Genomic DNA, 26,602 nt, shown 5'->3' with positions numbered 1-26,602 from the left:
CTGGGCTTTGCAAAATCCTCTTCCTATTCAAAGCCAGAGTATAGCAGGGATTTCTCATCGCTTGAACAAATTGCTCTGTGCTGGCTTTCCCTTGTTGCCTCAGCGCATGTCGAAATGCTGTGCGCATTTGGTGCCCAATTTGAACGCAGAGATGTTGAGGATATCTCGCGGAGCTGGATGTGATGGAGCGGGCGGGGGGATAGGTCTGCAATGCGGACTTAGCAAACCTTCAAACTCAGTCGAAATAACTTCCCGAGCAGAGTTATGCTATGGTGCCTTCAATTATGGAGGAAAAATTGTTTCGCTATGTTTTGCCGGCAGCTCTCATTCTGGGGAGCCCAGTCCTAGCTCAGGATGCAATAAATCCGTCAGGCCTTTCAGGCCCTTCCGGTCGACCTTATTCACCTTACGCCGAACGTGCGTATCCAACTCAAGTCTATTTTGGTGACACTCACGTTCACACTGGTCTTTCCGGGGATGCTGGTGGGGGCGGTACGCGCCTCATGCCTCATGATGCATATCGGTTTGCGCGTGGCGAAGAAGTTGTGTCGAACACGGGGCAACCTGTAAAGTTGTCGAGGCCTCTCGATTTCTTCATAATTACAGATCATTCGGATGCTATGGGTGCGATTACCGATATCATCGGAGGTGCTCCCAACATCTTGGCAGATGAGCAAGGCAGATATTTCCATGAAGAATTCAATAAGGGCGGAGAAGCCGCTCTAGCGGCTGCGCTTGAGCTTACAGCCGCGTTTGCGCAAGGACAGGTTTCCCCTGCGCTGAACTATCAACCAGGCAACCCTGCGTATGCCCGTGTTTGGGACGAAATTATCGATGCCGCGGAAGAGTACAATGATCCGGGCGTGTTCAGCACCTTTATCGCCTATGAATGGACATCTCTCGTCGCAGGGAACAATTTGCACCGAAATGTGATCTTTCGCGATGGCCCTGAGCTCACAAGACAGATACTGCCTTATACAACAACGCCACCTGTGGGCTCACCTAACCCTCGTGATCTTTGGAAGTGGTTGGAGAACTATGAACAAACGACAGGCGGCCGTGTTCTTGCTATTCCACATAATGGGAACTTGTCTAACGGCTGGATGTTCCCGTTAGTCGATGACTTCGCGGATGGTGTGCCGTTAGATCCCGCATACGCAGAAGCGCGAAACAAATGGGAAAGACTATACGAACCAACGCAGATTAAGGGAGATGGTGAGGCCCACCCGTTCCTATCACCTGACGATGAATTTGCTGACTTCGAAACATGGGATTACGGCAATCTGGATGCTTCGGTTCCGAAAGAGCCAGAAATGTTGCCCGGTGAATACGCTCGATCCGGGTTACTTCGAGGCTTATCTTTGGAAAAGGCTTTGGGAGTAAACCCTTTCAAGTTTGGCCTGGGTGGGGCCAGTGACACACACACAGGTTTAACGGCTCCAGATAACGACAATTTCTTCGGGAAGTTCACCGGTTACGAGCCCAGCGAAGAGCGCAGCCAACATGTCAGTAAGACCTATGCTGATGGGACTGTTGCGCTGCTTTCGTCGCAATACATTACTGGCGGTCTAACCGCAGTATGGGCGCAGAAGAATTCCAGAGAAGCCATTTGGGATGCGATGCATCGGCGTGAAACCTACGCAACAACAGGGCCCAGAATGCGCGTCCGTATGTTCGGAGGATATTCTTTTGCCGAAGAAGATGCGTTACGGCGCGACTTGGCGCTTGTGGGATACAGCAAAGGGGTGCCGATGGGTGGTGATCTTGACCCTGGTGAAGGCACACCTTCCTTTCTGGTATATGCGCTTCGTGATCCGATGGGAGCAAACCTGGATCGAATCCAGATCATAAAGGGCTGGTTGGATGCAGATGGAGAGCAACGGGAAAAAGTCTACGACGTGGCCTGGTCTGGTTCCCGCGAACCAGATGCCGCTGGCACGTTGCCGTCGGTAGGCACCACAGTGGACCTTTCTATCCCCTCGTGGACCAACACAATTGGAGCCTCTGAGCTGGGAACTGTGTGGCAGGACCCAGATTTCGATCCCTCGGAAAGCGCATTTTATTATGCCCGGGTTATGGAAATTCCGACCCCTCGCTGGACGGCGTATGATGCAGTGAAGTTCGGAATAGACATGCCAGATGGCGTCCCTATGACAGCACAGGAACGCGCCTATACTTCGCCTATTTGGTACTCTCCACAATAGTAGTTCGATTTACGGTGTCGGTCCGCTATGGGTTCACAGCTGACACTGGATCGATTTGATTTATTGCTTAAACAAGGTCTCTTGCGACTGCTTGTCACGATTATCTGCACGCAATTCGGCATGCAGTGCGCGACCGGCTTGGACGCCGGGACGGGCACTGACCGTCTCCAGCCAGCGGGTAAAGTGCGGCTTGTCCTCTAACACCTGCTGCTGGCCTTCCCATAGGCTGGCCCAGCCCCAGATTGACATGTCGGCAATGGAATAGAAGTCGCCCGCGACATATTCGTTGTCGGCCAGCCGTCGATCCAGCACGCCGTACAAACGCCCGACCTCCGTGCGGTAGCGGTCTTTGGCATAGGGCAGGTCCTGCGGTGGGTCCATGTAGGGTGCGTATTTCAGGAAGTGATGCGCCTGACCGGCCATCGGGCCAACGCCGCCCATCTGCCACATCAGCCATTCTTCGACCGCGATCCGCTCACGCTCGGTATTGCCATAAAACCGCCCGGTCTTGCGGGCCAGATACATCAGGATTGCCCCGCTTTCGAACACGGAAACCGGCGCGCCGTCGGGCCCGTCAGGGTCAAAGATTGCAGGCATACGGTTGTTGGGCGAAATCTTCAGGAACTCGGGGTCGAACTGATCGCCCTTGCCGATGTTGATCAGATGCGTGGAATAGGGCAACTCCATCTCTTCTAACGCGATGGATACCTTCCACCCGTTGGGGGTAGGCCAAAAATACAGATCAATCGGGTCCGCCATGTGCCCTCCTTTTGTTGAAAGGATCATGCGGGTTTCTGACGGGGCGGCAAGAGCCGATTACGCAACCGTGACCGGGGGAACGCCGGGCTTGACGGCAAACCGCCCGAAGCGTATTCCCTCTCGCAGAGCTACGTGGCGATTTGTTACCGGATTGCGGGCCACGCTAAACAACACCGCTAAAAGGTCAGGATGAAAGGCCCCTTTCGCTTGACCGCGTCTGGGGTTTTTTTGATGCCTTTGCCGGGCAAAGGTCGAGAGGAATGACATGAGCGAAAGCTGGAACAAACGCACTCAAGCCGTCCATGGCGGCATCCGCCGCAGCCAATACAATGAGGTTAGCGAGGCGATCTTTCTGACCCAGGGGTTCGTCTATGAGAATGCCGAACAGGCCGAGGCCCGTTTTCTGGAATGTGGCCCGGATGAGTTCATCTATGCCCGCTATGGCAACCCCACCGTGTCGATGTTCGAGCAGCGTATCGCGGCGCTTGAGGGGGGCGAGGATGCTTTCGCCACAGCTTCGGGCATGGCGGCTGTCAACGGCGCGCTGACCTCGATGCTGAAGGCAGGCGACCACATCGTTTCGGCTAAGGCGCTGTTCGGCTCATGCTTGTATATTGTCGAGAATATCCTGACCCGGTTTGGTGTAGATGTAACTTTCGTAGACGGCACCAATCTGGACGAATGGAAAGCGGCGATCCGGCCCGACACAAAGGCTGTGTTCTTTGAATCCATGTCGAACCCGACGCTTGAGGTGATCGACATCTCGGCCGTAGCCGAACTGGCCCACGCAGTTGGTGCGATGGTGGTCGTGGACAATGTGTTCTCGACCCCAGTGTTTTCGCGTGCGATCGAGCAGGGTGCGGATGTTGTGATCTATTCGGCGACCAAACATATCGACGGGCAGGGGCGTGCGCTGGGCGGCGTAATCATCGGCACCAAGGACTTCATCCGTGGCACCGTTGAGCCTTATCTGAAGCACACCGGTGGGGCGCTGAGCCCGTTTAACGCCTGGATCATGTTGAAAGGTCTGGAAACGATGACCCTGCGTGTCAATGCTCAGGCTGAGACGGCCCAGATCGTGGCTGAGGCACTGGAGGGTCACGCCGCGTTGGAACGCACATTGTATCCGGGGCTAAAGACGCATCCGCAGAATGCGCTGGTTCAATCACAGTTGGGCGGTAAGGGGGGCACTGTTCTGTCTCTGGATATCAAGGGCGGAAAAGAGGCTGCGTTTGCGTTCCTCAACGCGATGACGATCCCGGTGATCTCGAACAACCTGGGCGACGCCAAGTCGATTGCGACTCATCCGGCGACCACGACCCACCAACGGCTGAGCGATGAGCAGAAAGACGAGTTGGGCATTACTCCCGGCCTGATCCGCCTGTCCATCGGTCTGGAGGATGCGGGCGACCTGCTTGCCGATATTAAGCGCGCTTTGGACGTTTCTCAGCGCTAACTACGCTCTATATCCTGTTATGCCTTGGGTGAAACTGCGTAAACGCGGCGTAACTCCCGCGATGTTTGCGGATTTTCATCCGGGCCGTACTTTGATGCGTATACGGTTAAACTGGAAAAAGCGTCGAACCTGTATATAGTCCGGCGACCAACCGAGGAACCCCGTTCGATGAATGTGTACCCCCGCACCATTGAAGACGCACCTGACAATGAAGACGCCGCCGCCGCGCTTAGAACGCTGCGCAAATGGGCCGAGTCCGCGAGTGAAGCTGAGATCAGCCAGCTTGATCCTGCAATTGCGCGCCTCGTGCCCGGACTGGTTCCGGTGAATTATCCTTCGCTGTCGCGAGAATATGCCGAAGACTTCACAGTTGACGCGGCCTATAGGGCATCGTTGCCGGACCTTCAAAACGGACCGTCCAGCCTGATCCGCGGGGCCATGCAACAAATTCAGCATGTGGGCATTTCTAATTTCCGTTTGCCGATTCGGTTCCACCGTAAACATGGTGAGGATCTCACGCTTGAAACCTCGGTCACCGGAACGGTCAGCCTTGATGCCGAAAAGAAGGGCATCAACATGTCCCGCATCATGCGCTCGTTCTACAAACATGCCGAGCGTACGTTCAGTTTTGAGGTCATGGAGGCTGCGCTGGACGATTATATGACCGATCTGGACAGTTTCGATGCGCGTATCCAGATGCGGTTTTCCTACCCGGACCGGGTGGAAAGCCTGCGATCGGGGCTGCAAGGGTATCAGTATTACGATATCGCGTTGGAACTGGTCGAACAAAACGGCGTACGTCAGAAGATCATCCATCTGGACTATGTCTATTCATCCACCTGCCCATGTTCGCTTGAGTTGAGCGAACATGCGCGGTCCACACGGGGGCAACTGGCGACACCGCATTCCCAGCGTTCTGTTGCGCGGATTTCCGTTGTTGTTGATTGCAAAGCAGATTGCCTATGGTTCGAAGATCTGATTGCCCTGTGCCGCCGCGCCGTACCGACTGAAACGCAAGTGATGGTCAAGCGCGAGGACGAACAGGCCTTTGCCGAGCTGAATGCCGCCAACCCAATCTTTGTCGAAGACGCAGCGCGCTTGTTCTGTGCCGAGCTTCTGGCCGATCATCATGTCGGTGATTTCCGTGTTGTGGCCAGCCATCAGGAAAGCCTGCACAGCCACGACGCAGTGTCGGTGTTGACCGAAGGGCCAACCTTTGTTTCCGCCAGCTTGGATCCACGCTTGTTCTCGACCCTGATTCACATCGGGTAGCTCGAAAAGAGCATCCTGTTGTCTCATTTTGATCCAATTGGCGAAAAATTGCCGCATTGCAGCAATATTTCTGCACGCGCAGTGTGTTTCGCGTTAAACTATCCGTGAACGCAGCCATGGTGTGAGGGCGTGTCAGCCCTCGGGCCACTCTGAAAAGGAAGCCGCGACATGCGATGTCCGGGGATTTCAGGCCTTGGTCACTCGCCCCTAATACCGGGGTGGGGCAGAGCGGTTCTTTTCTTGGAAGGTTGCTTCGTTTTTACAGGAGAAATGACTAATGAATCCGATTACCCAACCGCTTGAGTTTCAGGCGGCGGCCATTCGACTGGCCGGTTATGCAGTCAGCAACCAACTGAAGATCATGCAGATTTTGGCGAATTCGGCCATGGAGCTGCCTTTCGTTCCAGTGCATGCTCTGCACGCGTCTTCGTCGGTTCCTGCACCTGCCAATAAGAAACCGGAATTCAAATCCAAGGCGGCAGCTGCCAAGCCTGTAGCCAAGGTCAAAACGACCGCCGCACCAAAGTCCAAACCGCGCGTTCGGGCCAAGACGGCAGCGACCCCAAAAGCCGAATCACCTAAACAGGTTGTGGCAAATGCGGCCTCCCAGCCAGCAGTGGCCAAGGTTGCAGCGCCTAAACCTGCGGCCGTCAAGCCCGAGGCAAAGCCCGCCGCACCCAAACCTGCCGCAAAACGCGTGGCTCCAAAGGCAGTAGCGAAACCTGCGGCACCCAAGGCCACAGCCAAGCCAGCCGCGCCCAAAGTGCAGGCGGCGAAATCGGTCACGGCAAAACCAACGGCTGCACCTGCCGCCAAGCCTGTGGCCCCCAAAGCCGAGGCGAAACCTGTGGCGCCCCTGGCGGATACAGCCAAGTCTGCTGCACCTCAGAACCGGACGCGCGCGCCTTCAAAACCGCCCGCAATGCCCACACCCGTCAGCAAAACCGACGAGTAAACGGGACATCCGCTTGACACAGTCGTGCAGGCGCGCCAACGCTGCGCCTCATGACGGATATGCGCCCGGTTGGATATGTGATTGGCCTGTTGGTCGCCATTCTTGGGGCGACCATGATGCTTCCCATGCTTGCGGATTTCATCGAAGGCCGGGGTGAATGGCCTGTTTTTCTGGGAAGCGGCGTCATCACCATGCTGACGGGCGTTATCCTGTCCATCAGTTGTTCGAACGGAGTGGGCGAAGGTCTGACGATCCGTCAGACCTTTTTGCTGACCACCGGCGTTTGGGTGGCGCTGCCCTTTTTCGGCGCAATCCCGTTTTTATTCGGCGAGACCGAGCTGCGCTTTGTCGATGCTTATTTTGAGGCAATGTCGGGGCTGACCACTACTGGTTCGACTGTCATTTCCGGGCTTGATAATCTGCCTCAGGGTTTGCTGTTGTGGCGCGGATTGCTGCAATGGCTGGGTGGCATTGGGATTATTGTAGTCGCCATGGTGTTCCTGCCCGAACTTCGCGTGGGAGGGATGCAGATTTTCCGCTCGGAAGGGTTTGAAACCATGGGGAAAATCCTACCGCGCGCGCAAGAGATCGCAGGGCAGATTTCCCTGATCTATGTCTTTTTGACCTTTGTCTGCGCGCTTGTCTACGCCGGTTTGGGGATGGGTTTTTTCGATGCCGTCGTGCATGCGATGACAACCATCGCGACCGGAGGGTTCTCGAACTACGACACGTCCTTCGGCAGTTTCTCGGGGCCGACCGAGTATGCGGCTGCGGTCTTTATGATCCTCGCGGCGCTGCCCTTCGTGCGCTATGTTCAATTCGCCAATGGCAACACGAACTCACTGTGGCAGGACAGCCAGATACAGACATTCCTGGCGACAATCCTGGTGCTGGTCGTGGTCATGGCGGTGTTCCTAACCGTAGTCTTTCCACATCATTGGGAACAGGCGTTCCGGGAATCGCTGTTCAACATCACCTCGATCATTTCGGGTACGGGTTATGCCAGCGTTGATTACATGACGTGGGGCAGTTTCCCGGTCATGCTGTTCTTTTTGATCGGTCTGATCGGCGGATGCGCGGGCTCGACCGCCTGTTCGATCAAGATTTTCCGGTATCAGCTGCTGTTTGCGTCGATCAAAACGCAAATTCGCCGTATCCGGTCACCGCATGGCGTTTTTGCCCCGCGATATGGCGGGCGCACGATCGGGACGGATGTCCTGACTTCGGTGATGAGTTTTTTCATGTTTTTCGTGCTGTCGCTTGGTGTGCTGGCCTGGGCGTTGGCGCTGACGGGGTTGGACTTCATCACTTCGGTTTCGGGGGCTGCGACCGCACTGGCCAATGTGGGGCCGGGACTGGGCAGCCAGATCGGTCCGTCAGGAAATTTCGCCGGGCTGAATGACACCGCTAAATGGTTGTTGTCCATCGGCATGTTGGTCGGACGGCTGGAACTGCTGGCCGTCTATGCGTTGTTCACCGTCCAATTCTGGAGAAACTAATGAAAAGACCCTTGGGGGCCCAGATTTCGCATATGTTGAAAGATCGGGGCGTTGACGTGATTTTTGGCATTCCGGGTGTTCACAATCAGGAAATGTATCGCGGCATCGAAGAAGCTGGCATCACACATGTGTTGGCCCGGCATGAACAGGGGGCCGGGTTCATGGCCGATGGCTATGCCCGCGCGACCGGCAAGCCGGGCGTGGCCTATGTGATCACCGGGCCGGGGCTGTGCAATATCATGACACCGATGGGGCAGGCCTATACGGATTCGGTGCCCGTGCTGGTGATGTCTTCTTGTCTGGATGAAACGCAGGCGGTGCATGGGCAATTGCATCAGATGAAGGATCAGCTTGGGGCGGCTGAAACCGTGACTGACTGGTCGCGGCAGGCCAATTCCGCACAGGCCGCCTATGGTCTGGTCGAGCGTGCTTTTGAAGAGTTCGAACTGTCCCGACCGCGCCCCAAACATATTCAGGTGCCGATTGCCCAGCTTGAGGCCGATGCCGACCCCGCGCCATTTCCCAATCAGCCGGGTCTGCGCACCAAGGTTTTGCCACCCGATATTGCTCCGGTCATGTCTTTGTTGAATATCGCGCGCAGGCCGTTGTTCATATTGGGCGGTGGCGCGCGGTCTAATCTGTGGCGGCAGATATTGACGGAACTGGGAGCAGCCTGCTTCACAACTTTTGCTGGGCGTGGGATGGCCGGGCAGGGCTATGCGTTGGACTTTGGTGCCATGCTGACGCGCCCCGGCAGCGCCGAGGTGATTGGGTCCGCTGACCTTGTGGTCGCCGTAGGTACCGAACTGGGCGAGGTCGATCTGTGGCGCGACAACCTGGGGCACAGCGCTCATCTGGTGCGGGTCGATCTTGATCCCAGGGTTCTGTCCGATCAGCATCGTGCGGGCGTCAAGCTGCAGGCTGATGGGGAAAGCTTTGCGCATGCCTTATGGGGTGCGATTGACAAGGTGAAACCTGCAACGGGTTGGACGCCGGAAGAAATCACCGACGCACGCAGACGCTGGCGCGCCGAGGTCGATGCCGAGCGGCCGGGGATCGTTCCGGTGCTTGATGCTCTGCGCGATGCCATGCCAGCGGATACGATGATCTATTCCGACATGACCCAAATCGCCTATGCCGGGAAAGAGGTCTGGGATATGGCCTATCCCTATCACTGGCATCACCCGACCGGCTTTGGCACGCTGGGATATGGCTTGCCCGCTGGTATTGGCGGTGCGGTTGCGCGTCGGGGCAAACCAACAGCCGTGATCGCCGGGGATTACGGGTTCCACTATACGATGATGGAACTTGGTGTAGCGGTCGAGCTGGGTCTTTCACTGCCTATTATCCTATGGGACAACGGCAAGCTGAAAGAGATCGAGGACAGTATGGTCCGAGGTCAGATCGCGCCGAACGCGGTGATCGCCCACAACCCGGATTTCTGCAAACTGGCTGAGGCTTTTGGGGCACTGTCTGCCGCGCCCACTAGTTTGGCGGAGATGCAGACTGCAGTGCGCGCGGCCTTTGACGCGCCGGTTCCAACCTTGATCCGCGTAACGCCTGATATCGCGTAAACAAAAAAACGCCGCCCAAAGGGGCGGCGTTCCACTTTTGGGGATCAAATTAATCCCAACAATGCACCAGAACAGTCATTCCATTGGCTCTGCGGCTAAGTTCGTTGGGTGAGATCTCGGCAGTCGATTGACCCGGTTGGCCCGAGACGCCTGCCTGTTCAAGCGCCGCATTCAACCGCTCAGCCGTGGCTGCCAGACTGACCGAGGCGGGTAGGGTGCGCCCATCGGACGGGGTGGGTAGCAACATGCCGACAACCTGACCGGCGTCATCGAAAACAGGTCCGCCAGCATCGCCCGGCTGGGCGGCCATCGCCAGACGTTTCACTCCGTCTTCTCCGTTCAGGCCGCGCACGTCAGTGATCTGGCCATAGGTCAGCGTCGGCGCTCCCAGTGCGCCCTGATACGAAAAGCCCGACACTGCGACCTCGGATTGGATGCGCGGTTGATCGGTGCCGAATTCCGCGACGCTGATCGGCGCAAGGTTGTTCCGGGGCCGCAGAACGGCCACGCCCAGATCAGCATCGGCCCAGGCGACCTGAACTTCCTGATCGTCGTTTAGGGTGATCCGGGTGCAGCTGTCGGTGGCCTCAGATACCGTCAGGATTGTACCGCTAGCATCGGTGAAAAAGCCGGACCGGGACAGGCGCGGCTTGCGGATTTGCAGGCCGGAAACAAGATCGATCCGTTGCTCGGCATTTGCACCGGCCCCTGCGTCTAGAACGGCGCTGTTTGTAGTGAAGCTGGCCTTGAGCGCGGCCAGAACCCGTGCCCGGCGGGCCTCATCCCCTTCGGGCCAGACCAGCGTGAAGCCTTTGATCTGGCCGTCCTTCAGCGCGGCCTGGGTGTACGAGACAACCCCGTTCCCGCGACCTTCCAGTGTAAAGCGATCACCGCGCAATTGTCGGGGGCCGTCCAGTGGGACGATCTCTAGCGACTGCATCACCTCGTACAGGGCGCGCAGGGTGGCCTTGTCGCCCTTCTGACTGATCAGCAGCGCTTTGGCATCCAGGTCGGTGGTGCCTTTGAAATGCGCGAACGGGGCCTCATAGCGGTCAAAGGCAAGAACATCCAATGGCAGGTCGAGTTCAATCCCTGCCTGCGGGTCCGAATATCGCGCCATGCCGACGCTGATCAGCGGCGAGTTATAGTCATCCATCAGCGACTTGCGCTGCGCTGTGGTCAGAACGCCGGTGGCTTCAAAACCGTTGAATCGTTGCCAGTCACCCATCGATCGGCGCGTGCCTTGACCAAACGCGCCGTCGATAGTGGCGTTGTAAAACCCTGCGGTCTGCAAGGCTGTCTGCAAATCCCGACGCTCTTGCGCAGTGAGCAGGCGTTCGGACTGTAGGGCTTGCGAGCGGGTTTCATCTGCGGGCTCAGCCGACAACCCCGAAACGGTCGCTTCCGGTTGTGGAGTGTTTTCGACGGGCGGTGTCACCACGCCCCGGTTCAGGATATTCGCACCGACTGGCCAGAACTGCTGACCCAGAGAGCTGGTGAAGGCTATGTAACTGTCAGCCGGTATCTGCCTTTCGGCCCGGTAAACGTCCAGTACCTGTTCAGCGTCACTGCGCAAATAAGGCCCGATAACAATGGCATACCAGCCAGAGTTCAGGCGAAACCCGTTTACGTCCGGCAAAAGGCTCGAATAAGCCTGCGCGCGCTCTTGTGCCTCGCGCAGCGAAGGGCGCGCCTCGACTTGAACCCAGACGCCAGCGTCCTGTTGCGCTGATACGGCGCCTGCGCCGATAGAAAATAGAAACAAAATTACAGTGAATATGCGTGTCATTGTCTGCCCGTGTTCGCAGTGTTTTAGCTTTGCGGCAGACTACGCGAATTGAACCGCAGAAAGCCATGCCTGGAATACGGGGAATTTCCAGTGTGGCGGTGCAGTGACAGCCCAACCCGATTGGCCCGTTGACGCCCCTTGGCCCCTTGCATAGGAAGGACAAAACCGACCGGAACAGGGCGCAGACGTGCCCAAAGGGAATGTCATGACCGAACCGTCCAGCGCACCACGTTCTTTTCAGGAAATTATCCTGCGACTTCAGACCTATTGGGCTTCGAAAGGCTGCGCGATCCTGCAGCCCTATGACATGGAGGTCGGTGCAGGTACGTTCCACCCGGCCACCACGCTGCGCGCTTTGGGGTCAAAGCCGTGGGCGGCGGCCTATGTGCAACCCTCGCGCCGTCCAACCGATGGGCGATACGGTGAAAACCCCAACCGGTTGCAGCACTATTACCAGTATCAGGTGCTGATCAAACCCAGCCCGCCGGATCTGCAAGAGCTGTATCTGGGTAGCCTTCAGGCCATCGGTATCGACATGGACCTGCATGACATTCGCTTTGTTGAAGATGACTGGGAAAGCCCCACACTGGGCGCCTGGGGTCTGGGTTGGGAGGTCTGGTGTGACGGCATGGAAGTCAGCCAGTTCACCTATTTTCAGCAAGTCGGCGGCCATGACTGCACACCCGTTTCGGGTGAACTGACCTATGGTCTGGAGCGTCTGGCAATGTATGTGCTGGGCATTGATCACGTGATGGACATGCCTTTTAATGATCCGCAATCACCCAGCCCGCTGACCTATGGCGACATCTTCAAACAGACCGAAGAGGAATACGCCCGCTGGAACTTTGACGTTGCCAATACCGAAGTTCTGCTGCGTCATTTTGAAGAGGCCGAGGCCGAATGCGCCGCCATTCTGGCGCAGGACCATGACGACCCAAAAACCGGCAAGCGTATCATCATGGCGCACCCGGCCTATGATCAGTGCATCAAGGCCAGCCACATGTTCAACTTATTGGACGCACGGGGGGTGATCTCGGTCACGGAACGGCAGGCCTATATTGGTCGCGTGCGGGCGCTGGCCAAGCAATGTGCCGATGCGTTTGTACAGACCGGGGCAGCCGGGTTCGAGGCCTGATGGCGCGCTCAGGCCAATCCCGGCAACAGCACTTTCAGGCCATCCGCGATCATGCTGATCGCGATGGCCGACAGGATCATGCCCATGAAACGGCTCATGATTACGCGCGCGTTGTCGGACAGGCGTTTGGCCAGGGCCGAAGCGTTCCAGAAGGTGATGAACAACAAAAACAGAACCACCAGAAACACGCCCGCATAGATGATGGCGTCCATGGGCTTGGAAATATGGTGAGCGTACAGGATCAACGTTGTGATCGTGCCGGGCCCGACCAGAATGGGGAAGGCCAGCGGGTAAAACGCCACCGTCGCGGGTTCGGGGTAGGCTTGCTTTTCCCCCTTGGTTCCGTGGTGCGAGGTGCTTTCGTTGCCGTTCAGCATGTTCAGGCCAATCATAAGAACGACCAGACCACCCGCGACACGCAGATCGTCGACACTGATCCCAAACAGGCCAAGCGTCTGATTGCCAATGGCCGCAAACGCTCCGCCCAGGATCAGGCAATACGTGGCTGTTTTCGCCGCGACTTTGCGCTGATCAGCGGGCGTCAGGCCGTCGGTAACGCTCAGGAAGACGGGCAGATTTGTAATCGGGTTCATGATCGCAAACAGCGCGCCGAAGAACCCAACGGCAAGGGTCATGTCCATTCGAATAGCCTCGTTCCGACCTGTATCAGTTTGGAAACTGGCCTATTTTCCGCCAAGTTGAAAGAGGCCGCGTGATCGGGATGTTGAGAAGATGACCGGAAAACTGCTTGCAATCATCCTTATTGTTTCTGCGGCTTTGGCCGGGGTGGGCATGTATTACCTTCAGGTGTACGGGTTCTACTATGACGTCGCGCCCCAGCCAGGGAAGGACGTGGAATTGCTTGTTGAGGGGGCAGAGGAACCCCAGCCGATCCCGTACACGGCGTTTCACGCGATTGATGCGGACAGCTCTCCGATCCGATACCGGGCGTGTTTTGAGACCGAGATGACGAGCGATGATCTTGCGGCTTTTCAGCCGGTCGAAAACCCCGAACCGCTGACCGCTCCGGGCTGGTTTGACTGCTACGACGCGGTTGCCATTGCCGAGGCTCTGAAGTCTGGACAGGCGCAAGCTTTTTTGGGGGCCAAGAACATACACTATGGCGTGGACCGCATTGTGGCCGTGACGGCAGATGGCAAAGGCTATGTCTGGCACGCGCTGAACAATTGCGGTGAAAAAGCCTATGATGGAACGGTTGTGGGCGAGGAATGCCCGCCACGGCCGGGGGACTGAGATGCCCGAAGTCGAGGAAATGCTTCACATTCCCAATTTTCTGACCGCCACGCTTGGCATTGCGGTCTATCTGATAGGGGCCGAGATCAACTCTCGGGTCGCTCCGCTGCGTCAATTCAATATCCCTGAGCCTGTCACCGGCGGGTTGCTGGCGTCTCTTGTATTGCTGATTCTGTATGTCGTGGCGGGGCTTGAGCTGACGTTCGACCTTGCCTCGCGGGATTTTCTGCTGATCGTGTTCTTTGCCGGAATTGGGTTGAATGCGCGGCTTGCCGATTTGATTTCCGGCGGCAAGCCTTTGTTCCTGCTGCTCATTCTGACGTTGGTGACAATCGTTGCCCAGAATGCCGTCGGTGCCGCTGGAGCAGTTGCCTTTGGCTATCCGGCCCAAGCTGGGGTTCTCTTTGGCTCTGCGTCTCTGATTGGCGGGCATGGTACCGCCATCGCGTGGGCCCCCGAGGTTGGCGCAGTCACCGGGCTTGAGGGCGCGACAGAACTCGGCGTGGCCGTGGCGACGCTTGGCCTTGTGTTGGCTGCGCTGGTGGGCGGGCCGATTGCCCGTCTATTGGTCGAAGGTAAGAAATTGACCCCGGAACGCCCGGACGAAGAACACACAGTTGGGCTGCCGGATGATGCCACCGAGGCCGAGACCATGATCGACCACCTGACCATCATGCGCGTGTTGCTTTATCTGAATCTGGCGATCATCTTCGGATATTTTTTGAGCGAGGCAATCGCGGCTACCGGGTTGAAACTGCCCTTGTTCGTGCCCTGCCTGATCATGGGGATCGTCATTGCCAATGTTCGCGCAGCTCTGGCCCCCAACGCGCCGCCGGTGTCCCGGACCCCCTCGCTGGCGCTGATATCCGAGTTTTCGCTGGGCGCGTTTCTGGCCATGTCGCTGATGAGCCTGCAGCTTTGGACCATTGCCGAACTGGGGTTGGCCATCGTCGTTATCATGGGTGCGCAGACCCTGTTTGCCGTGGCGTTCGTGATCTGGGTTCTGTTTCCGGTGATGGGCGGCAACTACCGCGCCGCCGTACTGTCTGCGGGGTTTGGCGGTTTTGCACTGGGCGCGACCCCGACCGCTATCGCCAATATGACCGCAGTTACCAAGCGATATGGCCCGTCGCCTATTGCCTTTATCGTGCTGCCCCTTGTATCCGCCTTCTTTGTGGATATCGCCAATGCCATCGTCATTCAGACGATCGTTAATTTCTAAGGACCGAAAATGCCCGACCTGCTGATCGAACTGTTTTCCGAGGAAATCCCCGCCCGCATGCAGACCCGCGCCGGTGAGGACCTGAAAAAACGGATGACCGACGGTTTGGTTGAGGCCGGTCTGACCTATGCCGGGGCTGCCGCCCTGACCACGCCGCGTCGCCTGACGCTGGCGATCGAAGGTCTTCTGACTGAGAGCCCAACGATCCGCGAAGAGCGCAAAGGGCCGAAAGTCGGCGCACCGGACAAAGCCATCGAAGGCTTCCTGCGTGGTGCGGGCCTGACCCGCGATCAGTTGGAAGAACGCGATACACCCAAAGGCGCGGTCTATTTCGCGACTATCGAAAAAGCCGGACGCCCCGCGGCCGAGATTGTGGCCGAGGTGCTTGAAACCACCATTCGAAACTTTCCCTGGCCCAAGTCTATGCGCTGGGGCGGCGGTTCGCTGCGCTGGGTGCGCCCGTTGCACTCAATCTTGTGCATTCTGTCCGATGAGGCTGGCGCGCAAGTCGTGCCGCTTGAGGTCGAAGGGATCAAAGCGGGCGACACCACTGCGGGTCACCGCTTTATGGCGCCAGATCGCTTCGCGGTCACGTCGTTCGATGACTATGCTGCCAAACTGAAACGCGCCTTTGTGGTGCTGAACCCCTCTGACCGCGCTGAACATATCTGGAACGACGCCCAGAACATGGCCTTTGCTGCCGGTCTGGAAGTGGTCGATGACAAGGGCCTGCTGGCTGAGGTTGCCGGTCTGGTCGAATGGCCCGTAGTGCTGATGGGGCAGATTGACGAAGAGTTTTTGGAACTGCCTCCTGAGGTGCTACAGACCTCGATGAAAGAGCATCAGAAATTTTTCTCGGTCCGCAATCCAAAGACCGGTCGGATCGAGCGGTTCGTTACCGTCGCCAACCGCGAAACTGCCGACAATGGCGCGACCATTCTGGCCGGGAACCAAAAGGTGCTGTCGGCCCGTCTGGCGGATGCCAAGTTCTTCTGGGAAAACGACTTGCGCGTCGCCAAATCGGACATCGCCCAATGGACCCGCGCGCTGGAGAATGTGACCTTCCACAACAAGTTGGGCACACAGGCCGAGCGGATCGACCGCATCGCGGTATTGGCTCGCGAACTGTCCCCGGTGACGGGCGCGGATGCGGATCAGGTCGAGAAAGCCGCGCGTCTGGCCAAGGCTGATCTGAACTCGGAAATGGTTTATGAATTCCCCGAACTTCAGGGGCTTATGGGGCGGTATTATATTGAAGCCGCAGGCGAAGACGCCACCGTGGCCGCCGTTGCGCAGGAGCATTACTCACCGCTTGGTCCGTCAGATGACGTGCCGACAGCGCCGCTGTCGGTGGCCGTGGCACTGGCCGACAAGCTGGACACGCTGACCGGGTTCTGGGCGATTGATGAGAAGCCGACCGGGTCGAAAGATCCGTTTGCCCTGCGCCGTGCGGCGTTGGGGGTTATTCGGTTGGTATTGGAGAATGATCTGCGTTTGCCGATTAACGGTGTCGTAGACCGCCAATTGCTGTCATATGAACTTGAGGGTCTTCGGGTATCCGGCGATGAACAAGACCTATTCACACTTGAAAGTACGCTTCAGGAGATCGCTAAGTACGGGGTATTTCAGGCGGCGTTCAAATCAGTGATTGGGCAAATTCCTGAAAGCGCCGATAATCCATTTGAACCGGATGTGAGTGATGGTTCCATCCTTCAAGGAATCTCGAAGAAGATTAGCAACGCGTCGTCGTCCATCCTCTCCTTCTTCCACGACCGCCTCAAAGTCTTCCTGCGCGACGAGGGTATCCGTCACGACATCATCGACGCCTGTATCGCGATGGACGGCAATGATGACCTGAACCTGCTGGTCAAACGCGCCCGTGCGCTGAATGCGGTGATTGCGACCGAGGATGGCGAGAACCTTGTGCAGGGCTTCAAGCGCGCCAACAACATTCTGACGCAGGCTGAGGAAAAGGACGGCGTCGAATACTCCTATGGCGCGGACGTGAAATTCGCTGAGACGGACAGCGAAAGGGCCTTGTTCGCCGCCTTGGATCAGGCGCAGGGCAAGATCGAGACGGCGCTGAAGTCAGAGGATTTCCCCAAGGCGATGACCACTATGGCGGCGCTGCGCGGTCCGGTCGATGCGTTTTTTGACGAGGTTCAGGTGAATACGGACAACGACATTTTGCGCCGCAACCGTCTGAACCTGTTGAGCCAAATCCGTCAGGTTTGTTCTAGCGTGGCGGACCTCAGCAAGATCGAAGGTTAATCCAGAACGCCCTTGCGCCATTGGTGCAAGGGCTTATGCTGCGGTGAAACCAAAAGGTGCTGCAGTGCAGAATAATCCGCATACCACTCTGATAACGACCGAAGCGCCCGTGGCCGCCAATACACACGGCGGGCGAGCGAAATGTCTGCAACGTCTAGTCCGTTTGGACCTTCCGGTGCCGCGAACGGTGGCGCTGTCCTTTGACGCGGTACATCGGATTGCCGAAGGGCAGGTACCGGATATCGCCGCAGTTCTGGAGCAGTTTGAACAGACGGCGTTGCTGTGCGTCCGGCCCAGCTCTGAAGACCCCGATTGGGGTGGCCCCGGTGCGATCTTGAATATCGGTATGAACGACGCGCGCTACGTGGACCTGTCGGATTCAATGGGCGCCGAGGCCGCCGCCGCGCTGTACCTGCGCTTTGTTCAAAGCTACGCAATTCATGTGGCCCGTTTGGACGCGGATGTTTTCGACGATATCAGCGCGGATGGTAGCGAAGGGCTGAGCCAATCCTTGCGCGCTTATGAGGATGAAACGGACGAGGCATTCCCCCAAGACCGGGGCGAGCAGCTGATTGCCGTCCTTCGATCGATGGCGCGGGCGTGGGATGGAACCTCGGCCCGGTTGCTGCGACAGGCCAAGGGGGCGCCGGCGGATGCCGGGTTGGGCTTGGTCATTCAGGAAATGATCCCCGGCGTGGGGCAGGGTGAGTGCGGCTCGGGTGTGTTGCAACTGATTGACCCTGCGACTGGGTTGCCGCAAATCACCGGTCGTTATCTCAGTCAAAGCCAAGGCCGCGATGCGCTGGGTGCGGATGTGGCAGCGCTGTATCTGGAAAAAGACCCGCGCGGGAAATCACTGGAAGAAGTCGCCCCAAAGGCATTTGCCGAACTCAAGGCCCACGCAGCCTTTATGCGCGCCAAGCTGCGCGAGGAAATGCAGGTCGAGTTCGTTATCGAGAATGGTCATGTGCATATTCTGGACGGCGTCCGCGTACAGCGTAGCGCACGGGCGGCGATGCGGATCGCGGTTCGATTGGCCGAAGATGGCATCATTCCGCCGCAAGAAGCGGTGATGCGGGTCGATCCGCATTCCCTGAATGAGATGCTGCACCGGCAGGTTCACCCCGAAGCAGAGCGGGATGTTCTGACCACCGGTATTGCCGCCAGCCCGGGGGCCGCGACCGGCAAAATCGTGTTCACCGCCGCCGAGGCTCAGGCCAGCGCTGCGCGGGGTGAGCCGTGTATTCTGGTGCGCCGCGAAACCTCGCCCGAAGATGTGCGCGGGATGCATGCGGCGGTTGCCGTACTGACCGAAAAGGGCGGTATGACGAGCCACGCCGCCGTGATTGGCCGCGGGTTGGGTTTGCCCTGCATCGTCGGCGCGTCCGAGATGCGGTTTCAGACCAAGAAACGGCTGCTGTCTGCCCCTGATGGGCGGGTGTTCAAGACGGGCGACGTTTTAACAATCGACGGGTCCTCGGGGCAGGTTCTGGCCGGACAGCCCGCGATGCTTGAGGCGGCTTTGGACGATTGTTTTCAAACGCTTATGGGCTGGGCGGATGATGAACGCGACATCGCCATCCGCGCCAACGCGGATACACCGGCCGACGCACAGACTGCACGGAACTTTTTGGCGCAGGGGATCGGCCTGTGTCGGACCGAGCATATGTTCTTTGATCCCGGCCGTCTGATCGTGATGCGCGAGATGATCTTTGCGCAAACTTCATCGGGTCGCGCGGCGGTTCTGGAGCGTCTGCTGCCCATGCAGCGCGAGGATTTCGTTCAGCTGTTCCGTATCATGGAAGGTCAGCCCGTCTGTATCCGCTTGTTCGACCCGCCTTTGCACGAATTTTTGCCGACCACGCGCGGTGGACAGCGCGAGCTGGCCGAGGCGCTGGATTTGCCTGTGTCGGATGTCGAACGGCGTGTTGCGGCGATGACTGAATATAACCCGATGCTGGGTCTTCGCGGCGTGCGTCTGGGTGTGACTGTGCCCGAGATCTACGACATGCAGGCCCGCGCCATTTTTGAAGCGACGCTTGAGGCCAGCAAGGACGGCGCGCCTGTCGTTCCCGAGGTGATGATCCCGTTGGTTTCGGCCAAGCGCGAAGTTGAGCTGGTCAAATCCCGCATCGATACTGTCGCGGCCTCGGTTGCAACCGAACAAGGGCAAGAGTTCGAATACCGCCTGGGTGTCATGGTTGAAACGCCTAGGGCTTGTCTGCGAGCGGATGAAATTGCACCTCAGACCGCGTTCTTGAGTTTTGGTACCAACGACCTGACACAAATGACCTATGGCCTGTCCCGCGACGATGCCGGCCGGTTCATGTCTGACTATGTTCGTCAGGGCGTTTTTGTCGAGGACCCGTTCCATGTGCTTGACCCCGACGGGGTCGGAGAATTGCTGAAACTCGGCGCGGAACGTGGACGTGAGGCCCAGCCGGATGTTACCCTTTCTGTATGCGGTGAGCATGGCGGAAACCCCGAATCAATCGCCATCTGCCGCGATCTGGGGTTTGACTATGTGTCATGCTCTCCGTTCCGGGTGCCTGTCGCTCGGCTGGCTTCCGCTCAGCTGGCGATTTCGTCCAGACTTGGGGGTTGACACAGGCTGATTGCCCTAGGATTAGTGCTTTTTAAGCAACCTTGTGGCAGAATTTATTTTCGCCACGGGCGATTTTCCACTTGCGTTTTCTTCTGATCTGGACGTCTGCGCCGGACTGCGCTAAATGCCTCGTCGCGCCCGCCGGGGGAGGGTACGGCGCGATATGTGCCTGTGCGAGGTTATCTGATGCTACGATACATACTGGCTGCTGCCACGTTGGCGGCAACCACGCTGCCAAGTGTGTCTTTCGCTGAAAAGAAAGCCACCGATACTGCCGAACGCGAACTTGTCACCCGGACCGAAGTGCCCGGGCAGAATTTTCGCGACTATCTGACTCTGTTCAAGCCCCGAAAAGAGCTTGAGCCTCAAAAAATGTCGTATTCGAAGGATTGGCTGGACCAACAGCCCAAGGCCACCGGGGACGAAAATTTTAAATGTCTAGCTGAGGCGCTGTACTTTGAAGCACGTGGTGAAAGCGTGCGCGGACAGTTTGCCGTGGCCGAGGTTATCCTGAATCGCGTGGACAGTGGCCGGTTCCCGGACTCGCTGTGCGGCGTGATCAAGCAGGGAACCGGTAAGAAATACCAGTGCCAGTTCACTTACACCTGTGATGGCCAAAAGGAAGTGATCCGCGAAAAGAAGGCGTATGAGCGCGTAGCTAAAGTTGCGCGTGCGGCCATCGACGGTGTCACCAAAGAACTGACCGAAGGTGCCACGCACTATCACACCACGGCGGTTCGTCCGTCCTGGTCGCGCGTGTATAAAGAAACCGCGCGGATCGGAGTTCATATTTTCTACAGGCATAATTATCGAACAGCGAGCAACTGATTGACGCACCCGCGCTGGAACCTTGCTGGCGCGGGGCGTTTTATAACCTATGTTGCGGGCCAGGAGGCCCGCAATGACGTTTACACGCAGACAATTTCTGCAATCAGCAGCCGCACTGGCGGTACTGCCACACTCGGCCCGTGCATCAAGCTCTGATCTGATCGCACAGACCGCGATGCAGCAGATCGCCCCGAATGGTTTTCCCCAAACGCCTGTTTGGTCCTATGGCGGTGGTGTACCTGGTGCCGAAATCCGTTTGCCTCAGGGCGCGCGGGTTCAGCGCAGGTTGGTGAACGAGCTGCCTCAGCCAACAACAGTGCACTGGCATGGCATCCGGATCGACAACGCGATGGACGGTGTGCCGGGCCTGACGCAAGATGTGATCGCACCGGGCGAGGGGTTCGATTATGACTTTGTCGTCCCGGACGCGGGAACCTATTGGTATCACGCGCATAACCGCTCGGTCGAGCAGGTGGCGCGCGGCTTATACGGCCCGCTGATCGTTGAAGAGGCTACAGGGCCAGATGTCGACCAAGACCTGACACTGATGCTGGACGATTGGCGACTGGACCCAGACACCGGACATATCGTTGAGGATTTCGACAACGGTCATGATCAAAGCCATGCCGGGCGGTTGGGGAACTTGATCTCGGTCAACGGCCAGTTTGATCCTGTTTTTCCCGCGCGCCGCCACGAGCGTTTGCGCCTGCGGCTGATCAATGCCTCTAACGCGCGAATCTACGATCTGGCTCTGGATGGGGTGGCAGGATGGATCGTTGCGCTGGACGGAATGCCGCTTGAAAGCCCGTTAGAGGTTGAGGAAGGTTTTCCACTCGCCCCGGCTCAACGCGCGGACTTGATTGTGGACGTAACAGCGGAATCTGACACCGTCGCCGGGCTGATCAGTCGCGAGCGGGACGGGGGCTTTGGTCTGGTGCGGTTCCCGGTTTCCGGTACTTCGGCAACGACTGCCCGGTCAGGCGTTGTGCCCTTGCCCGCGAATCCATTGGCGCAGGTGGTATTGGACGGCGCGCCGGTTCATCGGATGACGTTGCAGGGTGGTGCGATGCGGTGGCTGGAATCCGCGCAGCTTGGCGACACGCAGCTTTCTGGCCGCGAATTGGCGCAACTGGGCCGGTTTTGGGCCTTGAACGGGTATGCTGAACGCCCGTTGGACCCTTTTCTGGATGCGCAGCGCGGTAGTACCCACCGGATCGAGTTCGTCAACGAAACCGCTTTTCCGCATGCTATGCACCTACATGGGCACCATTTTCGGCTAATCCTGCCCGACGGCAGCCTTGGCCCATGGCGCGATACGGTGCTGGTGGAGCGCGGACAAACCCGTGAAATCGCCCTTGTGGCCGACAATCCGGGCGACTGGTTGCTGCATTGCCATATGCTGGGGCACGCCGCATCCGGGATGATGAGCTGGTTTCGCGTAACCTGACGCCGCAATCAACGACTAGAATGGCGTTTGTTGCGATGCTATATGCGCGCGCATCCTATAAATTTGGTAGACTAGTTTACCAAGCCCGAAAAGGTTCGCCGAATGAGCTCTGAAATCCGCCTTGCCTTTGCGCACCCGTCTGAACGGTCAGAAGCGACCGCGACGCGCGGCCCGCTGGATCGCATCTCGCTCAGGGATCATACCGTTGAAGTTGAGATCGGTGCCTTTCAGGCCGAACGTGGCACCACACAGCGTATCTGCTTCAACATTGTTGTAGAGGTTCGGCCGCTGACCGATCCGATTGACGATGATGTTGATCGCATTCTGTCATACGACCGAGTGACCGAGGCGATTGCCCATGAACTGGCCGCTGAACGTCTGAACCTGCTTGAGACGTTGGCGGATCGCGTGGCAGAGCGCATTTTGCTTGAGCCTCAGGCTGTAAGAGCTTTTGTTCGCATCGAAAAACTTGACCGTGGACCGGGCGCGCTGGGTGTCGAAATCGTGCGCGGCAAGGACACGCTCCACCACGATGTGGTCGAAGAAGAACGCCCCCATCCGCGGTTGGTATTCCTGTCGAACGAGGCCATTTCATCCGCCAACCTGACGGGTTGGATTGATCAGTTGGAGAACCGTCAGCGCCCGCTGATCCTGTGTGTTGGCGCGTCGGAACTGACGCTGCCACAGACTGGTCACGCGATGACCCAACGCCGGATTGATCTGCTGGCTATCGAGCAAAACGCCTGGGTTCTGGCCGCACGGGATCATCGCTGTGTGGTGGTGTCGACGCGGACGGAATTGGATTGGGCAATGAAGAATGGGCAGATTTGTGTCTGGGCTCCGTCCAAGATTGTGCTGGATGCGGTTGATGGCCCTTCGGCGGCGCCTTCGGACGCTGTAGCCTTGGCAGCCTGGTTTGCGGCCACTTTTGAAGCCAGCGAAATGATGGTGATCGGCGGTGCCTTGCCGAACGCTCCAAAGACGCCTCTGCGCGCTATTCCAGTGGATCAGGCGCAACTGTGACTGCGTATTTTCGACCGCTGGTGCAGCACGGGTCTGTACGCCCGGACGGGGCGGTTTCTCTTGCCGGGCAGGAATTGTGGTTCACCCATGCAGAACGGCTGTCCCGCACGGATGCGCCGACGATTGTCACGGCGCGGGATATTCCAGCCGATGCACTGAACCGTCTGACGCGCCCGCGCGCAGAGATTGCTGGTGTGGCGATGGATCGCCCGCAGATCATGGGAATTCTCAACGCCACGCCCGACAGCTTCTCGGACGGCGGGGTGCACAACTCGGTTGAAACGGCAGTGTACGCTGCTGAGCAGATGGTGGAGCATGGTGCCAGCATTCTGGATATCGGCGGTGAATCGACCCGACCGGGGGCTACCTATGTGTCCGAGGCTGAGGAAATCGCCCGGACGCAACCCCTGATCGAAGCCATTCGCGCCAAGACGAGCGCCCTGATTTCCATCGATACCCGCAAGGCCAGCGTGGCGCGGGCTGCGTGGACGACGGGCGCGGGGCTGATCAATGACGTATCGGGCTTTACCTTTGATCCGCAGCTCGCGCCGTTCTGCGCTGAGGTTAACGCGCCTGTCTGTGTGATGCACATGCAGGGCGATCCAACTGTGATGCAGGACGATCCGCAATATGATGACGTGTCGCTAGACGTTTATGATTTCCTTGAAGGTCAGGTTGAAAAGCTGGAGCAGATTGGGCTGAACCGCGATCAGATCTTGGTCGATCCGGGTATCGGGTTCGGTAAAACCCAGGCGCATAATTTGACATTGTTGAAAAATCTTAGCCTTTTCCATGGCTTGGGATGCCCGGTTCTGCTGGGCGTCTCGCGCAAGGGCTTTATCGGGCAAATCGGGCAAGAGCCGCGCAAGGATGCCCGTGCGCCGGGATCAATCGCTGTAGCACTGGCCGGATTGTCGCAAGGCATGCAGATCGTGCGTGTTCATGACGTGGCTCAAACCGCTCAGGCCTTGCGTCTGTGGGCCGCCGTCCGGTAATCCCGTCCTAGACGAGTAACTACGGAGTTAGACAATGCGCAAGCTGTTCGGAACCGATGGGGTGCGGGGCACCGCCAATACTCATCCGATTACGGCCGAAATGGCCCTGCGCATTGGGGCTGCCGTGGGGCGGTATTTCCGTCGCGATCGATCCGGTGCGCACCGGGTGGTGATCGGCAAGGATACGCGCTTGTCCGGGTATATGCTGGAAAACGCGCTGACTGCTGGGTTGACCTCGACAGGGATGAACGTGCTGCTGTTGGGTCCTGTACCGACACCGGCGGTGGGGTTGATGACCCGCTCGATGCGCGCGGATCTGGGGGTGATGATCTCGGCCAGCCACAACCCGGCTGAGGATAACGGTATCAAGTTCTTTGGCCCCGACGGGTACAAGCTGTCCGATCAGGCTGAGCTGGAGATTGAACGTCTGATCGAAGAGGGTGTCAAACCGGCGCAAGCACAGAACATTGGCCGTGCCCGGCGGGTGGATGATGCGCGGTTTCGATATGGTGAGCGGGTAAAATCCTCGCTGTCCCGCGATCTGCGTCTGGACGGGCTGAAAGTAGTGGTCGATTGCGCCAACGGCGCGGCCCACCGCACGGCGCCCGAGGTTTTGTGGGAGCTTGGCGCAGATGTCATTCCGGTCGGAATCGCGCCGAACGGTAAGAATATCAACCTGAATTGCGGCTCGACCAAACCTCAGCTGGCGGCCGAGACGGTTGTCGCGCACGGCGCGGATGTGGGTATCTGTCTGGACGGTGACGCCGACCGCGTGGTGATGGTTGACGAAAACGGGCAGGTGGCTGACGGAGATCAGCTAATGGCGTTGCTGGCGACCTGTTGGGCCAAGGCGGATCGTCTTGAAGGCGGCGCGCTGGTTGCGACGGTCATGTCGAACCTTGGGTTGGAACGGCACCTTGCCGCGCAAGGGCTGCGTCTGGAACGAACAGCCGTTGGTGACCGCTATGTCGTCGAAAGGATGCGCGAAGGCGGGTTCAACTTGGGCGGTGAGCAGTCAGGCCACATCGTCATGAGCGATTATGCCACCACCGGTGACGGCCTGATGGCCGGTCTGCATTTCCTGGCCGAGATGGTGCATTCAGGTCGCAAGGCGTCCGAGCTGTCGGTGCAATTCGAAACCGTTCCACAACTGCTTAAAAACGTGCGTTACGGCGAGGGGCAAACCCCACTGGAAACCAGCGCCGTGAAAGCGGCCATTGCGGATGCCGAGGCGCGCCTGAACGGGCAAGGACGGCTGCTGATCCGCAAGTCGGGGACGGAACCCCTGATTCGCGTGATGGCAGAATGCGAGGATGATGCCCTGTTGACACAAGTCGTCGACGGTATCGTGGCCGAGGTCGAGGCGGTCGCCGGTTAACGCCCGATCAGCATCTTGCGGAGGCTAAACCATTGGCTGATGGCCAGCCCGGTCAGAATCATGGTCAGCGCGATGTAAAAGCGCAGGGGCAAGGCCTCGGACAAGATCCAGGCGCCGAAAACCATCGACCAGATTGGCACCTGATAATTGACCAGCGTCAGAAAGACGGACCCGGCGCTGCGAATGATCGATACGCGCAGCAAGGTGGCAAAGGCGGTCGGCACCAGCCCCAGCGCTACAATGGCTAGACCGGGGCGCGTTCCTTCCCAACGTGGAAGGCCTTCGGTCACCAGCATGATGGGTAACAAAAGAACGGCGCCCACCACCAAGGACAGCGCCGCCAGCACCACAGGATCAATCGGTGGGCAACGCCGTGTGAAGATAGACGCGCAGGAGTAACACAAAGCCGCGCCGATGCAGGCCAGCTGCGCCAACGGCTCAGCCCCTTGTCTGATCTGCGCCAAACCCGGCCCGATCAACACCAATGCACCGCAAAATCCCAGTGAGACTCCAAGGAACCTGCGGGCGTTCAGCGGCTCGTCTGAAAAGAAATGGGCCAATGGCAGAACCATCAGCGGAATTGCCGCCATCGACAGCCCGGCAAAGGCCGAGGCCACATATTGTTGCCCCCAGCTGAGCAACATGAAGGGCAGGGCGGTAGACAGCAGACCGATAATGGCGATGAACCCCCACAAGTTCAGATCGCCCGTCGGCAGCTTGCGACCGGTCAACGCCATCATCCCAAGTAATGTCACGGCACCCAGCGTCGTGCGCGCCGTAGCGACTGTCACTGGCCCGTATCCCTCAAGCGCCATTGCGACGACCATGAACGTGCCGCCCCATATGAGGCCTAAAGCGATCACGCCGCTCCAATCGCGAGATGTGGGTTGATCAACCATGTTGCGCCTTGGGGTCAAAAGCGGTTGTGACGAAAAA

20 protein-coding genes and 1 riboswitch are annotated in these 26,602 nt (G+C 58.3%); of the genes, 16 read left to right on the top strand and 4 right to left on the bottom strand.

Going from position 1 to position 26,602, the window contains the following annotated elements; all coding sequences use genetic code 11:
* The first annotated feature begins 269 nt into the window (after window positions 1-269).
* Complete coding sequence (locus tag ACR0M2_RS02395; RefSeq protein WP_480703952.1) at window positions 270-2,204, top strand: DUF3604 domain-containing protein; 1,935 nt, start codon at window positions 270-272, stop codon at window positions 2,202-2,204.
* Between the two features lie 60 nt (window positions 2,205-2,264).
* Here ACR0M2_RS02395 and ACR0M2_RS02390 read toward each other — a convergent pair whose 3' ends face one another.
* Complete coding sequence (locus ACR0M2_RS02390; RefSeq protein ID WP_480703951.1) at window positions 2,265-2,963, bottom strand: glutathione S-transferase N-terminal domain-containing protein; 699 nt, start codon at window positions 2,961-2,963, stop codon at window positions 2,265-2,267.
* A gap of 122 nt (window positions 2,964-3,085) precedes the next feature.
* A riboswitch (SAM riboswitch) is annotated at window positions 3,086-3,163 on the top strand.
* Between the two features lie 65 nt (window positions 3,164-3,228).
* On the opposite strand from ACR0M2_RS02390, the gene metZ reads away from it, so the two are divergent.
* The 5 genes from metZ (at window position 3,229) to ACR0M2_RS02365 (ending at window position 9,719) form a co-directional block, all read left to right on the top strand.
* Complete coding sequence (gene metZ, locus ACR0M2_RS02385) at window positions 3,229-4,419, top strand: O-succinylhomoserine sulfhydrylase (protein WP_170374799.1); 1,191 nt, start codon at window positions 3,229-3,231, stop codon at window positions 4,417-4,419.
* 168 nt (window positions 4,420-4,587) lie between these two features.
* The gene (gene folE2, locus ACR0M2_RS02380) at window positions 4,588-5,691 is read left to right on the top strand and encodes a GTP cyclohydrolase FolE2 (RefSeq protein WP_170357854.1); all 1,104 of its coding nucleotides are present in this window, start codon (window positions 4,588-4,590) and stop codon (window positions 5,689-5,691) included.
* A 277-nt stretch (window positions 5,692-5,968) separates the two neighbouring features.
* Window positions 5,969-6,646 carry a hypothetical protein gene (locus tag ACR0M2_RS02375; protein WP_170357856.1) on the top strand — a complete coding sequence of 226 codons (678 nt, stop codon included), beginning with the start codon at window positions 5,969-5,971 and terminating at the stop codon, window positions 6,644-6,646.
* Window positions 6,647-6,696: 50 nt separating this feature from the next.
* Window positions 6,697-8,145, top strand: a complete 1,449-nt coding sequence (locus ACR0M2_RS02370) for a TrkH family potassium uptake protein (protein ID WP_170513299.1) — start codon at window positions 6,697-6,699, stop codon at window positions 8,143-8,145.
* A complete protein-coding gene (locus ACR0M2_RS02365) occupies window positions 8,145-9,719 on the top strand; it encodes a thiamine pyrophosphate-binding protein (RefSeq protein ID WP_480703950.1) in 1,575 nt (524 codons plus the stop codon). Before ACR0M2_RS02370 ends, ACR0M2_RS02365 begins: the two co-directional genes overlap by 1 nt.
* 49 nt (window positions 9,720-9,768) lie before the next feature.
* On the opposite strand, the gene ACR0M2_RS02360 is transcribed toward ACR0M2_RS02365, so the two are convergent.
* Window positions 9,769-11,508: a serine protease gene (locus tag ACR0M2_RS02360; protein WP_480703949.1), complete on the bottom strand. Its 1,740-nt coding sequence runs from the start codon at window positions 11,506-11,508 to the stop codon at window positions 9,769-9,771.
* Window positions 11,509-11,713: 205 nt separating this feature from the next.
* Here ACR0M2_RS02360 and ACR0M2_RS02355 point away from each other — a divergent pair, with 205 nt between their 5' ends.
* The gene (locus tag ACR0M2_RS02355) at window positions 11,714-12,643 is read left to right on the top strand and encodes a glycine--tRNA ligase subunit alpha (protein ID WP_425080840.1); all 930 of its coding nucleotides are present in this window, start codon (window positions 11,714-11,716) and stop codon (window positions 12,641-12,643) included.
* An 8-nt stretch (window positions 12,644-12,651) separates the two neighbouring features.
* Here the strand turns inward: ACR0M2_RS02355 and ACR0M2_RS02350 are convergent, their stop codons facing one another.
* Window positions 12,652-13,284, bottom strand: a complete 633-nt coding sequence (locus ACR0M2_RS02350; protein WP_170348328.1) for a MarC family protein — start codon at window positions 13,282-13,284, stop codon at window positions 12,652-12,654.
* A 91-nt stretch (window positions 13,285-13,375) separates the two neighbouring features.
* Between ACR0M2_RS02350 and ACR0M2_RS02345 the strand changes: the two genes are divergently transcribed.
* The 9 genes from ACR0M2_RS02345 to glmM all read left to right on the top strand — a co-directional run bounded on the left by ACR0M2_RS02345 (window position 13,376) and on the right by glmM (window position 25,666).
* Window positions 13,376-13,897, top strand: a complete 522-nt coding sequence (locus ACR0M2_RS02345; protein WP_480646320.1) for a DUF6446 family protein — start codon at window positions 13,376-13,378, stop codon at window positions 13,895-13,897.
* A 1-nt stretch (window position 13,898) separates the two neighbouring features.
* Window positions 13,899-15,119: a sodium/glutamate symporter gene (gene gltS, locus ACR0M2_RS02340; RefSeq protein ID WP_170348330.1), complete on the top strand. Its 1,221-nt coding sequence runs from the start codon at window positions 13,899-13,901 to the stop codon at window positions 15,117-15,119.
* A gap of 9 nt (window positions 15,120-15,128) precedes the next feature.
* On the top strand, window positions 15,129-17,390 hold the full coding sequence (gene glyS, locus ACR0M2_RS02335; protein WP_480703948.1) for a glycine--tRNA ligase subunit beta: 2,262 nt from the start codon (window positions 15,129-15,131) through the stop codon (window positions 17,388-17,390).
* A gap of 43 nt (window positions 17,391-17,433) precedes the next feature.
* Complete coding sequence (locus ACR0M2_RS02330) at window positions 17,434-19,995, top strand: putative PEP-binding protein (protein ID WP_480703947.1); 2,562 nt, start codon at window positions 17,434-17,436, stop codon at window positions 19,993-19,995.
* 186 nt (window positions 19,996-20,181) lie between these two features.
* Window positions 20,182-20,823, top strand: coding sequence for a cell wall hydrolase (locus tag ACR0M2_RS02325; protein ID WP_480703946.1), 642 nt, complete (start codon window positions 20,182-20,184; stop codon window positions 20,821-20,823).
* Window positions 20,824-20,896: 73 nt separating this feature from the next.
* Entirely contained in the window at window positions 20,897-22,270 is a 1,374-nt protein-coding gene (locus tag ACR0M2_RS02320) for a multicopper oxidase family protein (RefSeq protein WP_170348334.1), read from the top strand.
* A gap of 102 nt (window positions 22,271-22,372) precedes the next feature.
* Window positions 22,373-23,293 carry a dihydroneopterin aldolase gene (locus ACR0M2_RS02315; RefSeq protein ID WP_170357874.1) on the top strand — a complete coding sequence of 307 codons (921 nt, stop codon included), beginning with the start codon at window positions 22,373-22,375 and terminating at the stop codon, window positions 23,291-23,293.
* On the top strand, window positions 23,290-24,288 hold the full coding sequence (gene folP / locus ACR0M2_RS02310; RefSeq protein WP_480703945.1) for a dihydropteroate synthase: 999 nt from the start codon (window positions 23,290-23,292) through the stop codon (window positions 24,286-24,288). Before ACR0M2_RS02315 ends, folP begins: the two co-directional genes overlap by 4 nt.
* Window positions 24,289-24,322: 34 nt before the next feature.
* Window positions 24,323-25,666 carry a phosphoglucosamine mutase gene (gene glmM / locus ACR0M2_RS02305; RefSeq protein WP_170348337.1) on the top strand — a complete coding sequence of 448 codons (1,344 nt, stop codon included), beginning with the start codon at window positions 24,323-24,325 and terminating at the stop codon, window positions 25,664-25,666.
* Here the strand turns inward: glmM and ACR0M2_RS02300 are convergent.
* Window positions 25,663-26,565, bottom strand: a complete 903-nt coding sequence (locus ACR0M2_RS02300; protein ID WP_480703944.1) for a DMT family transporter — start codon at window positions 26,563-26,565, stop codon at window positions 25,663-25,665. The two genes, glmM and ACR0M2_RS02300, sit on opposite strands and share 4 nt — an antisense overlap.
* Window positions 26,566-26,602: the final 37 nt, after the last annotated feature.

The organism is Ruegeria sp. BE10, from assembly GCF_056538905.1.
This window is presented reverse-complemented; position numbering and strand designations above follow the sequence as displayed.